The organism is Muribacter muris, assembly GCF_004569585.1.
Lineage (GTDB): Bacteria > Pseudomonadota > Gammaproteobacteria > Enterobacterales > Pasteurellaceae > Muribacter > Muribacter muris.
This window is the reverse complement of the sequence record NZ_SPPA01000001.1, coordinates 121583-135312: the sequence shown is the minus strand read 5'-3', so window position 1 is coordinate 135312 and position 13730 is coordinate 121583. Positions and strand designations below refer to the sequence as shown.

The window sequence follows — 13730 nt, the reverse complement described above, 5'->3', positions numbered from 1 at the left end:
TAACAATTTGGATCAAAAAGAATGAAAAAACTCACGTTTTTACCTTTTATTGTATTATCAAGTGTGGCGGTGGCGGAAAGCGTGCCGGAGGTGGTGAATGCCTTACCGGCAGCGGACAGTTCGCCGGTTTCGACTACCGATAACGTGTTACCTCAATTTAGTTTTGAAGCACAGCAAGCACGGGCTGCCGAGTGGGCAAAACAGGCAGAGAATATTTTTCAGCAGGAAGAAGAAAAACGCTTAAAAGCACAGCAACTGGCAGAGACACAACAACGCATTCAGCAGGAGATCGGAGCTAACCAGTTACAGTTAGCAGCTGGTACAGCGAAAATTTATGCCGAAAACAATTTTATGCCGATGTGGCAGGATAAAAGTGCAGAAAAGATCTTCTTAAAAGAGTATGCGGCGTTTGCGGCAAGCGGTGTATCGGCTAAAGCGGCAAAAGCATTACAACAAATTCTGAATGCACCAAATGGCTTGGCAAAAGATATTTTATTAACCGATAGCTTTTTAGACTATTTATACTACAACAAAAATGTGTTGGCGAATGCGAATAGCTGGCTGTATAACTTGGGCAGTTACCGCACAAAATCACCGGCACAAGCCCATATTGATAGTTGGGTAAAAGCGGTTAAAAACGGCTCGGTAGGGCAGTTTGTGGCAAACTTAGTGCCGCGTAATCATATCTATCAAGAAACGGTACAACGCTTATTCTCCGGTGCACCGATGGCAACGACTAAAGCGAAAAAAGGCAAAAAAGGAAAAAATGCGGCGGAGGATAGTGCAACACAAGCGGGCGGAACGAGTGCCAATTTTGCAAAACTGGCGTTGAATGCCCAGCGTTTACGCCTTATTCCAAGTTTTAGCAACGGGATTTTCGTCAATATTCCGAGCTATCAGCTCTACTATTTCCGGAACGGTCAATTGGTTTTACAATCAAAAGTGATTGTTGGGCGGGACGAACGTCGCACGCCGGTAATGTACAGTAAATTGAGCAATGTGGTAGTCAATCCGCCTTGGAACGTTCCGGCAAGCATTAAAAATAAAGATCTCGTGCCGAAAATGCGTAAAGATCCGAGTTATGTTGATCGCAAAGGCTATGAGATTATTGACAGCAAAGGGAACAAGGTCAATCCGCACAGCATCAACTGGGCGGCTTACGACAGTCCGGAGAAAAATTTTCCGTACCATATCCGCCAAAAAGCTGGTGATGACAGTGCATTAGGGCGTTATAAATTCAATATGCCAAGCTCCGATGCGATCTATTTACACGATACGCCGAGCCGTGGTCTCTTTAACAAAAACGATCGGGCGTTAAGCTCGGGGTGCGTACGGGTCGCTAAAGCCGATGAACTGGCAACTTTGTTGCTAAAAGAGTCCGGTTGGTCTGAACAGAAGAAACAAGGCGTACTAGCAAGTAAGAAAACCACCTCTGCCCCGATTCGTTCGGATAATCCGGTTTATCTCTACTATGTTACGGCGTGGGTTGAAAACGGCAAAGTCCATACATTACCGGATATTTACCGTTTCGATAAAAACCTGCCACGTACGACATTGGATTGGGCGAAGATCCGAACAATGATTTAACTGACAGAATTTTCCGAGAAGTGTTGCGACTTCTCGGAACTTTCTTTTTGATTCAAACACTAAGATCCACAGCTTAATGGTTTATCGTGAATAGTAAGGAGAATATTTACGTTAGATCATTAATTATCAACACTAGGAGAATTAATGGAACAACCAAATTTACAACGCCGCAGATGGCTTTCTTTGGGCGGTATTGCACTGGGAGCTGCGATATTACCCAGCTCGGTAATGGCGATTGTCTCGACCCCTCGTCCGCTTTCGCTGCGTCTGCGTAACGTGAATACGGGCGAAAGTATTATTGCCCAATACTCAAAGGGCGGTTTTTCGCCGTCAACACTGGGCAAATTAAACTACATTATGCGTGATCGCCATACCAACCAAGTCAAGGCTATCGATCCAAATCTGTTTTTCAAACTCACTCAAATCCAATCCCGCCTCGGTTTACGTAATTCGGAAATTGCCGTATTAAGTGGTTATCGCACGGCACAAACCAATGCGAGAATGCGCAGACGTAGCCGTGGCGTTGCCAGCAACAGCTATCATATTCAAGGCAAAGCGGTGGATTTTTTCATTGACGGCGTGCCGTTATCAAAAATTAAAGCCGCAGCGGAAGGGTTAAGTAACGGCGGGGTCGGCTATTACCCTCGTAGTAATTTTGTCCACGTTGATACCGGGCCGGTGCGGACGTGGCGGGGTTAATGCAAGCGGTAGGCTGTTATGTTTAATTTGCAAATTATTCCGGTCGGGGCTTTTCAGCAAAATTGCAGCGTGATTTGGGATAACCAAAAAAATGCAGCGATTATTGATGCGGGCGATGAGGCAGACAAAATTATTCAGTTTGTTGAATCGCAGCAGCTCAAGGTTGAAAAATTGTTGATTACCCACGGGCATCTCGATCACATTATGGCGGTCGAGCCGTTGAAAGCCTATTTTGGCGTTGAGGTTTACGGCTCTCACCAAGCGGATCAACCGCTTTTTGAGCAACTGCCTCAAATTTGCCAAAATTATGGCTTACCGGTGGTGAAAGGCTTTTTGCCGGATCACTGGCTGAATGAAGGCGAGCAAATTAAAGTCGGCGAGTTGCACTTTGAGATACGGCATTTGCCGGGACACGCACCGGGGCATATCGGCTTTTTTGATTTTGCCAATAAAATTGCCTTTAGCGGTGATGTGTTGTTCCAAAACAGCATCGGGCGCACGGATCTCTATCAGGGGAATTTATCGCAATTATTAGACACAATCCGCACCAAACTGTTTGATTTGGATGATGATTTTATTATCCTGCCGGGGCACGGCGCTCATACTACGATTGGGCGTGAGAAAAAAAGTAACCCATTTTTAAAGTAGATTAACTATGAAAAAACAGCTTTCCCTTTTACTCGTTACCGCCGCGTTTGGTTTAACCGCTTGTTCGTCATCCATCAATCCGGAAACGGGGCAGCGTGCCGATCCGCTTGAACCGTTTAACCGTGCGATGTGGAAGGTCAATTACGAATATCTTGACCCTTATCTCTTAGAACCGGTGGCGAAAGGGTGGCGGGATTATGTGCCAAGTCCGGTGAAAACCGGCTTGGTTAATGTGGCGAATAACTTGGACGAACCTGCCAGCTTTGTGAACCGCTTGCTTGAAGGGGAAGGTAAAAAAGCGATGGTGCATTTTACCCGCTTTTGGTTTAACTCGATTTTCGGTTTAGGCGGCTTGATTGATTTTGCCAGCCTAACCGATGATTTGAAGTTGGAAAACGGTCGCCGTACCTTTGGTGATACGTTGGGGCGTTATAATGTCCCGACAGGCCCTTATGTGATGCTACCGGGCTACGGGTCGGCAACGCCTCGTCAAGATCTCGGCGGGATTGTCGATACGGCTTATCCGACCCTTTCAATGCTGACAATGCCTTGGACAGTGGCAAAATTCAGTGTACAAGGGATTGATAAACGGGCAAAATTATTAGACCAAGGGGCATTGCTGAAACAGTCTCAAGATCCTTATACCACGTTCCGTGAGGCTTATTTCCAAAATCTAGACTTTAAAGTGAAAGACGGAAAAACGGATAATCAAGACGGCAAAGAGATATTGTCGGACGAAGAGTTAAAAAATATTGATTAAACTAAAAGCCCTCACTATTGAGGGCTTTGTTATAGATAATTAGCTAAATAGTTTGCCTAACACCGCTTTTGCGCCTTGTTGCAATAACGCACCGGTATCAAGGTTAGCCAGATCTAACTGACCGTTCGGGCTGAGTGTATCGACAATTTTCGGCAAGTACTCGGAGAGTAAATTCGGTGCATCTTCTTGCGCAATACCGACGTCTTCGGCGGCGTTGTCAATGTTTTGCTTTCCGAAAATATCGAAAATTTGCGAAACGGAAATCGGTAAATTTTCACCGTTGCCGATCCACGATTTGACGATTTGCTCTAAACCGCCTTGTTGAAATTTCTCAATTAAACCTTGCACGCCGCCTTGTGATTGTAGCAGGGCTTGGATAAGTTGAATCGCTTTGTTTTGACCTTCACCACCGCCTAATACTGATGATGCCACTTAACCTAAAATGTTACCTAACATAAAATTCTCCATTATGATAAAAGTGCCAAATACCGAAACGTATTTTACAAAAATGTAAGCCTAACCGACCGCTTGTATTATCCACGAGCGGCAAAAATTTTCCGTACCCGTTCAAGATCCGCTTGCGTATCGACCCCGACTGCCGGCGCACGTTTTGCCAGATCGAGATGAATTTTTTCGCCGTACCATAACGCCCGTAACTGTTCGAGGGACTCTAACTGCTCCAGTACGGTCGGTTGCCAAGCGACATAACGATTGATAAAGCCTGCCCGATAAGCATAAATACCGATATGGCGCAGGTAATTTTGGCGTTGTACAAATTCATCATCGCAATCAGGGAACGTATCTCGCCCGAACGGAATCGGTGCACGGGAAAAATAGAGTGCCATTCCGTGCTGATCGGCGACAACTTTAACCGCATTCGGATTAAAAAGTTCCTCGGCAGTCGTTAATTTTACTGCCAGCGTTGCCATATTGACCTGATGGCGATCCAAATTCTCCGCCACCTGTGAGATAATCTCCGGTGGAATAAGCGGCTCGTCCCCTTGGACATTCACGATGATTTCATCATCAACGATCGCCATATTTTCAATCACTTCTGCCAAACGCTCTGTGCCGGAATTGTGATGGGCAGAGGTCAAGCAAACTTCACCGCCGAATTGTTGAACGATATCGGCGATTTCGTGGTGATCCGTTGCCACAATCACCCGCATTGCACCGGCTTGTTGGGCTTTCTCCCAAACGTGCTGAATCATCGGTTTGCCGGCAATATCCAACAGCGGTTTGCGTGGCAAGCGGCTGGAGGCGTAGCGGGCGGGAATAATCACACTAAATGGCATTGTTGCTCCTAGATGCGAGAGAGATCGAAACGTGTTAAGTCAATACGGTCTTCCGTACCGTAAAAACGGGCAAGGGCTTGGCGTAATTGCTCCGCCCGTTTTGGTAACCCCTTTTCGGCATACTGCTTGACTTGCTGGTAAACCGCTTGTTTGAAAGCGGAATTGTCGCCGGCATCGCCGGTTAAATTATCGCTGCTGGCAAAATAGCGGAAATTGGCGGCGGTGGCTAAAATCCACTCGATTGCTTGGGGTTTGACTTCCACCTGTTCAAATTCCCGCTGACGCTCGGCGGAACGCCCGTCCGGCTCGTACCAGTAGCCGAAATCCTCTAATTTACGGCGTGCTTCGCCGGCAACCAGCCAGTGAGCAATTTCGTGCAGACCGCTGCTATAAAAGCCTTGAGCAAATAAAATGACATTGTAAGGGCGTTCGCTTGGGGTGTTATTTTCGTCCAGAAACGCGGGAAGGTAGATCGGGTAGTCGCCGCCCCGTTCCAGCCGTGTGTTGTAGCTTTCGGCAAAGCAATCGTTAAAAATCGCGATTAAATCTTCGTAGCGATGAGCATCTTGGTGCATAAGGTATCCTTCGGTAATGCAAGCGGTCGGAACGTACCGTTTTAATGTAAATTAGTGAATAAACTCGACAAAACCGTCTATATTTTCGGGTTGAGTGGCAAGGGTAATGCCCTCTTGGTCGAGCGGCGAACCAATCATCACAAGAGCGACAATTTTATCCTGCTCCCGACACGCTAATGCTTGGCGGAGTGCCGAACCGTTCACCCATTTATTGCTGATCCAGCAGGTTTCAAACCCTTGCGCATTGGCGGCAAGCTGCATTGCATAGGTGGCACAACCGGCGGTGAGCATCTGTTCCCAAGCGGGCACTTTCGGGACATCTTTGGTGATTTTTGCGACCACAGCGATCACCATTGGCGCACGCCGGCTAAGTTTTTGGGCTTTCATTACCCCTTCTTCACCTAAACCAAGTTCAACGGCGGCGGCTTCTAAGTAGTGGGCTAATTGAGCCAGCCCTTGCTTTTCAAATACAAAAAATTGGTAAGGCTTGAGGCGACCGTGATCCGGCACACGCAAGCCGGCTTGAATAATCTGTTTGGTTTGCTCGGCATTCGGAGCGAGCTCACCAAATTTTTTTGTGGAACGGCGGCGTTGTAAAAAATCTAACGTATCCATTCTGTCCTCTGGGTCAATGGTAAAAAATGCAGTTAGAATAGCATATTTTGTTAAATTTCGCCCTGTTTTGTGGTAGTTTAGGCACGGATTTTTCATGAGTGGAAGGAGTAGCAATGTTGAGTGTGCTGAAAGGGCTTTATCAAGTTTTTCGGTGTATCCGTGAGTTTGTATTAAGCCTGTTTTTTATTTTGTTTGTGTTGGTTTTATTTGCTTTAGCCAGTGTGATGAGCGGCGGGGACAAGAAAAATGCCCCTATCATCATTGATCAGGGGGCATTAACCCTGAATTTGGACGGCTACCTTGCCGATAATCACGATGAATTTAGCGAGTTTAACCGCTTCATCAATGAAGAATTGACCGGTCAAAGAGAGCCGCTCAAAATTTCAACCTTTGATGTTGTCCAAGCGATCGCAATGGCGAAAACCGATGACAGAGTAACAGGCTTAGTATTAGATCTGGCGTATTTCCACGGAGGCGATATGCCGTCCTTACAATATATCGGCGAAGCAATCGAGGATTTTAAAACGGCACAAAAACCGGTGATTGCGGTGGGTAATTATTTCAGCCAGCAGCAATACTACCTTGCCAGCTATGCGGACAAAATCTACCTTAACCGTGCCGGATTTGTGGATTTACACGGCTTGAGCTACAGTAACCTTTACTTCAAATCCTTGTTCGACAAAATTGAAGCCGTGCCGCATATTTTCCGTGTCGGGACTTATAAATCGGCGGTCGAACCGTTTATGCGTAATGATATGTCGCCGGAAGCCCGTCAAAATGCACAGCTTTGGCTGGATAAACTGTGGCGGAATATGAGTCAAGATATAGCCGAAAACCGACATATTAAGGCAGAAAATGTTGTGCCGGAGACCGCCCGTTTCCTTGCCGAGTACAAAGCGGTAAAAGGCAATGATGCTCACTATGCGTTGAAGCAACAGTTGGTTACGGACATTTTAACCCAGCAGGAAATACAGAAAATTTTGGTGCAACACTTCGGCAAAAATAGCGAAGGAAGCTATAACAGTATTGATTTCTTCGACTATGTTAGCCAACTACCAAATCGCTTTGAAAAAGAGGGCTTGCACCGTATTGCCGTGATCAATGTTGAAGGGGCGATAATGACCGGCGACAGCGACGATCAAACTGCCGGCAGCGATACGATCGTTTCGCAGCTCAAAAAAGCCCGTCAAGATGACAAAGTGAAAGGCGTTATTTTACGCATTAACAGTCCCGGCGGGAGTGCGATGGCATCGGAGCTTATCCGTCAAGAAGTGGAAAATGTACAAAGTGCCGGCAAACCGGTGGTTGTGTCGATGGGCGGAATGGCAGCTTCCGGCGGTTACTGGATTGCGGCGACCAGCGATAAAATCGTGGCACAACCGACCACCTTAACAGGTTCAATCGGTATTTTCGGATTGGCAGTTACCTTTGAGAAAACCGCGAAAAAACTCGGCATTAGTGAAGATGGCATTGCAACCTCGCCGTTAGCCAATCAATCCGCGTTCAAAACCTTGTCAAAAGAGCAGGGCGATGTGATACAAATCGGGATTGAAAACGGCTATCAACGCTTTTTAGATCTCGTCAGCCGTGGGCGGAAAATGACCACAGCAGAAGTGGATAAAATCGCCCAAGGTCAAGTGTGGTTGGGAGAAAGTGCGTTAGAAAAAGGGCTGGTTGATAAACTCGGATCGTTTAACGATGCGCACGAACTGCTTATCGACCTCATCAACGAGAAACGCAAGGCGAAAGGGAAAGCGGCGATTGAGCGTTTCAACACCTATTGGATTGTAGAGCAGAGAGATGATTTACTCAGCCAACTGATGCGTGATTTCAAAGCCCAGATCGGCGGCAATATGGTGAGTTGGTTAGGCCTATCCGTACCGAAAAGAATGGAAAGCCAACTCGGACAACTGGCGAAATTTAACGATCCGCAAAGCCGCTATCTCTATTGCTTAAATTGCGGCACGCTAAAATAGCGACGCAAGCGGTCGGTTTGCCTATTGATTTTGCAAAAAACGGGCGTAACCGACCGCTTACGACGCACAATTTTAGGGAATTGGGTCAGTTCGGCATTGCAAAACAGGCAATAGCCCTTTAAACTGCCCAACTTATTTTAGGTTTAATTCTCAGCAGAAAGACAATGACGGAAACAACAGCGAACCTTTCACTAGGTCAACAACTTAAAAATACACGGGAAGCGCTTGGGCTTTCTATTGAAGAAGTTGCACAAAAAACCAATTTAAAGAAAAATCATATTGATGCCTTTGAAAATGATATTTTCATTTTACAAAATGTGCCGCCCGCCTTTGCCCGTGGTTATGTCCGCAATTATGTTCGCTTTCTACGTTTGCCGGAAAACCTGATCGATTCAGTCAATTACGGTGAAGTTACTATTCCTAAAGAGGTGAAACGGGCAGCGCCGATTAAAGTAGCGGCTAACCCTAGATCGCAAAGCCGTTGGGTGAGAAATATTACTTGGCTGATTTTGCTGGCGGCGGTTGGGATGACGCTGGCGTGGTGGTGGCAAGAGCATCAAAAAGATCAAGCCAGCCGTGATGCGTTAGTGAGTAACACCGAAATACCGGCAGTGCAGGTTCAGGATAATACCCAGTCAGTGCCGCCGGACACTGTGGTAGCAGCAGAAAATCAAACGGTTGCTCCGGCATCAAATAACAGCGAAAGCGAAGCCAATTCTCAGCCAAGTGCTAACGAGATTGTGCTTAATAATACGACACCTGCCTACGAAGCTACACAAACTGAGCCGGCAGCAAATGCCACCGAAGTCCCTCAAGCAGCCGAGTCTGCAACAGAGGAAAGTACGTCATCAGAGCCGATCAATGTGTTGCAACAACAGCCCGAGCAGGCGGAACAAACCGTTGCGAATAGCGAGCAACCCGAGGCAGCGGTTATTAACGATGAATTGCGGATCGAAATTATCGGCGGGCAGAGTTGGATTACCGTGCGAGGTGCGAAAAACAAACGCTTGGCGGAGAAGCTCTACAATGCCGGTGAGGTGCTGACGTTTAATCATAACGAACAATACCGCCTAACTATCGGTGCGCCGGCAAACGTGAAAATTTATTACAAAGGGCAGCAAGTGCCATTAAAAGTCGATGGGCGTGTTGCGCGTTTCAAATTACCTTTAGCAAACTAACTTGTTGAGTGGGAAAAATGTTAAAAGAAGTGCCGATTACTCGGCGTCAATCAACTAAAATTTATGTGGGGAATGTGCCTGTTGGTGGCGATGCACCGATTGCCGTGCAATCAATGACCAATACCCGCACCACAGACGTGGAAGCCACGGTTGCGCAGATTAAATCCCTTGAACGTGTCGGGGCGGATATTGTGCGGGTGTCTGTGCCGACAATGGACGCTGCCGAAGCCTTTAAGCTGATTAAGCAACAGGTGAATGTGCCGTTGGTGGCAGATATTCACTTTGATTACCGCATCGCCTTGAAAGTAGCGGAATATGGCGTGGATTGCTTGCGGATCAATCCGGGCAATATCGGCAAAGAGGAACGGATTCGGGCGGTGGTTGATTGCGCAAGGGATAAAAATATTCCGATTCGTATCGGGGTAAATGCGGGATCCCTTGAAAAAGATCTCCAAGAAAAATTTGGCGAACCGACACCGGAAGCGTTATTGGAATCGGCACTTAGCCACGTTGAGATCTTAGATCGTCTTAATTTCGATCAGTTTAAGGTTAGCGTAAAGGCATCCGATGTGTTTTTAGCGGTCGAATCTTACCGCTTACTTGCGAAAGCGATTAAACAACCGATTCACTTAGGCATTACCGAAGCCGGCGGCGCTCGTGCGGGTGCAGTGAAATCAGCGATTGGCTTAGGGTTATTATTATCGGAAGGCATTGGCGATACGTTGCGGGTTTCCTTAGCGGCTGATCCGGTCGAAGAGATCAAAGTTGGCTTTGATATTCTGAAATCGTTACGCATACGCTCCCGTGGTATCAATTTTATTGCCTGCCCGACCTGCTCCCGCCAAGAATTTGACGTGATCGGTACGGTGAATGCCTTAGAACAACGCCTTGAAGATATTATTACGCCAATGGACGTTTCGATTATCGGTTGCGTAGTAAACGGGCCGGGGGAAGCGTTGGTATCGGATTTAGGCGTAACCGGCAGTAACAAGATGAGCGGCTATTACCTTGACGGTGTCCGCCAAAAAGAGCGGTTTGAAAACGATAAACTCATCGATCAATTAGAAGCGAAAATCCGTGCCAGAGTAGCGGCGCAGCATCAGCGCATTGATGTTCAGCAACTTTAATTGCCTTAACAAGCGGTCGGATTGAACCATATTTTTGCAAATTTAGGAGTAAGCGTGTCAAAAACAATTCAAGCGGTGCGTGGAATGAATGATTTTTCACCCAGTGAAACGCGATTATGGCAATGGTTGGAGCAAACTATCCGTGAAACCTTTGCCGGCTACGGTTATAGCGAAGTGCGTAGCCCGATTATTGAATCGACCCATTTATTTAAACGTGGCGTGGGTGAAGCAACGGATATTGTCGAAAAAGAGATGTTTACCTTTGTCCGTGATGAAGAAAGCCTGACGATTCGCCCGGAAGGTACGGCGGGGTGCGTGCGTGCGGCGATTGAGCACGGTTGGATCTATAATCAGGAACAGCGTTTGTGGTATATCGGACCGATGTTCCGCTACGAACGCCCACAAAAAGGACGTTACCGCCAATTTCACCAAGCAGGCGTAGAAATTTTTGGGATTGCAAATGCCGAAGCGGACGCAGAATTGATTTTGCTCACTGCGCGTTTATGGGAAAAATTGGGGATTCATCAGCACGTTAAATTGCAGCTCAATTCCATTGGCGGCTTAGAGGTAAGAACCCGCTATCGTGAAGCATTAGTGGCGTTTTTGCAACAGCATTTGGATGTTTTAAAACAAGATCCGGACAGCGAACGCCGTTTAACTACTAACCCATTGCGCATTTTGGATACCAAACATCAGGTACTCCAACAGGTGTTGAACGATGCACCGAAATTACACGATTTTTTAGATGACGAGTCCAAAGCCCATTTTAACCGTTTGTGCGAAATTTTAGATGCAATGGGAATTGCCTACGAAATCAATCAAAAATTGGTGCGTGGATTGGATTATTACAATAAAACCGTGTTTGAGTGGGTAACAGACGCACTGGGAGCGCAAGGCACAGTTTGCGGCGGTGGTCGCTATGACGGTTTGGTCGCACAGCTCGGTGGGCACGCAACCGAAGGAGTCGGCTTTGCAATGGGAATGGAACGCTTGGCATTGCTTGTGCAAGAAGTGAACCCGACTATTGCCTTACCGAGAGCGGTAGATATTTATCTGGTGCATTCGGGCGAGGGTGCAGATTTAGCCGCGTTCCGCCTTGCCGAGACGATTCGTGATGCGTTGCCGACTTTGCGTGTAATGTTGCATACTAGCGGGGGCAATTTCAAAAAACAATTCAAACGGGCGGATAAATTGGGCGCAAAAATTGCGTTAGTGTTAGGCGAGAGCGAAGTCGCAGACAACACGGTCGTGATTAAAGATCTGTTCGGGCAGAGCGAGCAAGTTACCGTGGCACAAAGTACGCTTATCAACGAGCTTTCTGACCGTTTTTCACAGGAGTAAAAAATGAGCGATTATTTGAATAAAACCGAAGAACAGCAATTTGAAGAAGCCAAAAGTTGGTTTAAGCAAAACGGCACACCGATTTTAGTGGCAGTCTTGATTGCGGCGGCTGCCGGTTTCGGTTGGAATTATTGGCAGAAACATCAGCTTGAAACGGCACAGCAAACCTCTGCACAGTATCAACAGATGATGGAAAGCTATTTGCAAAATCCGGAGAAGAACGCCCCGCTTGCAGATAAATTTATCAGCGAACACAGCAACTCAAACTATGCAGTGTTTACGCAGTTAGAGCAGGCGAAGCAGTTGGTAGCAAAAGGGGAATTTGAGGCTGCCCGTCAATATTTAACGCAGGCACTGGCTGCGACAGGTGATGCCACCTTACAATCAGTGATCCGTTTTCGCTTAGCGGCGGTTGCCTATCAGCTCAATCAATTTGATGAAGCGTTGGAGATGCTTGCACCGATAAAAGATCAGGCGTGGTCGCTGCGGAAACAGGTTTTCAGCGGTGATATTTTACTGGCGAAAGGCGATAAAACAGCGGCACGCAGTGCTTATGAGCAAGCCAAAGCGCAGGCACAGCCTCAAGATCAGATGTTAATTGATATTCGCTTAAATAATTTATAAATAAAAAGGGCTACTTGAGTAGCCCTTTTCTTTGTCTGGATTATTTAACCAGTTGCATTAAGATACGGCGTACCGGCTCTGCCGCACCCCATAATAATTGGTCGCCCACGGTAAAGGCGGCAAGGTATTCTCCTCCCATCGCCAATTTGCGTAAACGTCCGACCGGAATGCTTAATGTGCCGGTTACTTTAGCCGGTGTCAGCTCACGCAGGGTACTTTCTTTGTCGTTTGGAATGACTTTCACCCATTCATTATGGGCGGCGATGATCTGTTCAATCTCGGCTAATGGCAGGTCTTTTTTCAGTTTAATGGTGAAGGCTTGGCTATGGCAACGCAATGCGCCGATGCGTACGCATAGACCGTCCACCGGAATCGGATTATCGCTTAGCCCAAGGATTTTGTTGGTTTCGGCGTAGCCTTTCCATTCTTCTTTGGTTTGTCCGGTTTCCGGCAAGAGCTTATCGATCCACGGGATTAAGCTGCCGCCTAAAGCTGCGCCGAAATTATCGGTTGGGAAATCGTCAGCACGCATTTTAGCGGTAACTTTGCGTTCAATCTCTAAAATCGAAGCCGCAGGATCGGCAAGTTCTGCGCTCACGCTTTGTTCTAATTGCCCCATTTGGCTGAGCAGTTCACGCATATTTTTTGCACCGGCTCCGGAGGCAGCTTGATAGGTGGCAACGGAGACCCATTCGACTAAATCACGTTCAAATAAACCGCCGATTGCCATTAACATTAGGCTGACGGTACAGTTTCCGCCGACAAAGGTTTTAATGCCGTTTTTTAACCCTTCTGCAATCACGTTCTGATTGACCGGATCAAGCACGATAATTGCCTCTTTTTCCATACGCAAGGCGGAGGCGGCATCAATCCAATAACCGTTCCAACCGGTTGCTCTTAATTTGGGGTACACCTCGTTGGTATAGTCGCCGCCTTGGCAGGTAACGATGATGTCTAATTTTTGTAACTCGGCAATATCAAACGCATTTTTCAGCTCACCTGCGTCCTTGTTGCAAAAAATCGGGGCTTTTTGACCAGCTTGCGAAGTGGTGAAAAAAACAGGGTTGATGTTGGCAAAGTCATTCTCCGTAACTATACGATCCATCAACACCGAACCGACCATACCACGCCAACCGATAAAACCTACATTTTGCATTGTTACTCCTCACTCATTGAAGTTGTGTTTTTTAATAGAAAGGCTGATAAATACAAGATTTTCAACCGAATTGCAATCAATTTTTGTGCCTTTGTCGCAGAGATTTCAAGGCGGCGAAAAGCAACGGCAGAAATCTTGACACGAAACAA

General features: G+C 46.9%; 14 protein-coding genes. 9 read left to right on the top strand and 5 right to left on the bottom strand.

The window, feature by feature from the left end:
• Nucleotides 1-21: 21 nt before the first annotated feature.
• From E4T80_RS00650 to E4T80_RS00635, 4 genes are all read left to right on the top strand, one after another.
• Nucleotides 22-1587: a L,D-transpeptidase family protein gene (locus tag E4T80_RS00650; protein ID WP_135054032.1), complete on the top strand. Its 1566-nt coding sequence runs from the start codon at nt 22-24 to the stop codon at nt 1585-1587.
• A gap of 144 nt (nt 1588-1731) precedes the next feature.
• Nucleotides 1732-2286: a YcbK family protein gene (locus tag E4T80_RS00645; RefSeq protein WP_135054030.1), complete on the top strand. Its 555-nt coding sequence runs from the start codon at nt 1732-1734 to the stop codon at nt 2284-2286.
• Between the two features lie 18 nt (nt 2287-2304).
• Nucleotides 2305-2934 (top strand): MBL fold metallo-hydrolase, encoded by a 630-nt coding sequence (locus E4T80_RS00640; protein WP_135054028.1) that lies wholly within the window; start codon nt 2305-2307, stop codon nt 2932-2934.
• A gap of 7 nt (nt 2935-2941) precedes the next feature.
• On the top strand, nt 2942-3694 hold the full coding sequence (locus tag E4T80_RS00635; RefSeq protein WP_135054026.1) for an MlaA family lipoprotein: 753 nt from the start codon (nt 2942-2944) through the stop codon (nt 3692-3694).
• Nucleotides 3695-3733: 39 nt separating this feature from the next.
• On the opposite strand, the gene E4T80_RS00630 is transcribed toward E4T80_RS00635, so the two are convergent.
• From E4T80_RS00630 to E4T80_RS00615, 4 genes are all read right to left on the bottom strand, one after another.
• Entirely contained in the window at nt 3734-4126 is a 393-nt protein-coding gene (locus tag E4T80_RS00630; protein ID WP_233437155.1) for a YidB family protein, read from the bottom strand.
• Nucleotides 4127-4227: 101 nt separating this feature from the next.
• Nucleotides 4228-4989 carry a 3-deoxy-manno-octulosonate cytidylyltransferase gene (gene kdsB / locus E4T80_RS00625; protein ID WP_135054024.1) on the bottom strand — a complete coding sequence of 254 codons (762 nt, stop codon included), beginning with the start codon at nt 4987-4989 and terminating at the stop codon, nt 4228-4230.
• 8 nt (nt 4990-4997) lie between these two features.
• A complete protein-coding gene (locus E4T80_RS00620) occupies nt 4998-5564 on the bottom strand; it encodes an elongation factor P hydroxylase (protein ID WP_135054022.1) in 567 nt (188 codons plus the stop codon).
• 51 nt (nt 5565-5615) lie between these two features.
• The gene (locus E4T80_RS00615) at nt 5616-6179 is read right to left on the bottom strand and encodes a nitroreductase family protein (protein WP_135054020.1); all 564 of its coding nucleotides are present in this window, start codon (nt 6177-6179) and stop codon (nt 5616-5618) included.
• A 113-nt stretch (nt 6180-6292) separates the two neighbouring features.
• On the opposite strand from E4T80_RS00615, the gene sppA reads away from it, so the two are divergent.
• From sppA to E4T80_RS00590, 5 genes are all read left to right on the top strand, one after another.
• The gene (sppA, locus tag E4T80_RS00610; RefSeq protein ID WP_135054018.1) at nt 6293-8155 is read left to right on the top strand and encodes a signal peptide peptidase SppA; all 1863 of its coding nucleotides are present in this window, start codon (nt 6293-6295) and stop codon (nt 8153-8155) included.
• Between the two features lie 164 nt (nt 8156-8319).
• On the top strand, nt 8320-9333 hold the full coding sequence (locus tag E4T80_RS00605) for a RodZ domain-containing protein (protein WP_135054016.1): 1014 nt from the start codon (nt 8320-8322) through the stop codon (nt 9331-9333).
• Between the two features lie 17 nt (nt 9334-9350).
• A complete protein-coding gene (ispG, locus tag E4T80_RS00600; RefSeq protein ID WP_135054014.1) occupies nt 9351-10460 on the top strand; it encodes a flavodoxin-dependent (E)-4-hydroxy-3-methylbut-2-enyl-diphosphate synthase in 1110 nt (369 codons plus the stop codon).
• Between the two features lie 54 nt (nt 10461-10514).
• On the top strand, nt 10515-11801 hold the full coding sequence (gene hisS / locus E4T80_RS00595; RefSeq protein WP_135054012.1) for a histidine--tRNA ligase: 1287 nt from the start codon (nt 10515-10517) through the stop codon (nt 11799-11801).
• Between the two features lie 3 nt (nt 11802-11804).
• Nucleotides 11805-12425, top strand: a complete 621-nt coding sequence (locus E4T80_RS00590; protein WP_135054010.1) for a YfgM family protein — start codon at nt 11805-11807, stop codon at nt 12423-12425.
• 40 nt (nt 12426-12465) lie between these two features.
• On the opposite strand, the gene asd is transcribed toward E4T80_RS00590, so the two are convergent.
• Nucleotides 12466-13581, bottom strand: a complete 1116-nt coding sequence (asd, locus tag E4T80_RS00585; RefSeq protein WP_135054008.1) for an aspartate-semialdehyde dehydrogenase — start codon at nt 13579-13581, stop codon at nt 12466-12468.
• Nucleotides 13582-13730: the final 149 nt, after the last annotated feature.

Coding starts and splice junctions, on each gene's coding strand:
- E4T80_RS00650 (WP_135054032.1), top strand. CDS start 22: ATGAAAAAACTCACGTTTTTACCTTTTATTGTATTATCAAGTGTGGCG.
- E4T80_RS00645 (WP_135054030.1), top strand. CDS start 1,732: ATGGAACAACCAAATTTACAACGCCGCAGATGGCTTTCTTTGGGCGGT.
- E4T80_RS00640 (WP_135054028.1), top strand. CDS start 2,305: ATGTTTAATTTGCAAATTATTCCGGTCGGGGCTTTTCAGCAAAATTGC.
- E4T80_RS00635 (WP_135054026.1), top strand. CDS start 2,942: ATGAAAAAACAGCTTTCCCTTTTACTCGTTACCGCCGCGTTTGGTTTA.
- kdsB (WP_135054024.1), bottom strand. CDS start 4,989: ATGCCATTTAGTGTGATTATTCCCGCCCGCTACGCCTCCAGCCGCTTG.
- E4T80_RS00620 (WP_135054022.1), bottom strand. CDS start 5,564: ATGCACCAAGATGCTCATCGCTACGAAGATTTAATCGCGATTTTTAAC.
- E4T80_RS00615 (WP_135054020.1), bottom strand. CDS start 6,179: ATGGATACGTTAGATTTTTTACAACGCCGCCGTTCCACAAAAAAATTT.
- sppA (WP_135054018.1), top strand. CDS start 6,293: ATGTTGAGTGTGCTGAAAGGGCTTTATCAAGTTTTTCGGTGTATCCGT.
- E4T80_RS00605 (WP_135054016.1), top strand. CDS start 8,320: ATGACGGAAACAACAGCGAACCTTTCACTAGGTCAACAACTTAAAAAT.
- ispG (WP_135054014.1), top strand. CDS start 9,351: ATGTTAAAAGAAGTGCCGATTACTCGGCGTCAATCAACTAAAATTTAT.
- E4T80_RS00590 (WP_135054010.1), top strand. CDS start 11,805: ATGAGCGATTATTTGAATAAAACCGAAGAACAGCAATTTGAAGAAGCC.
- asd (WP_135054008.1), bottom strand. CDS start 13,581: ATGCAAAATGTAGGTTTTATCGGTTGGCGTGGTATGGTCGGTTCGGTG.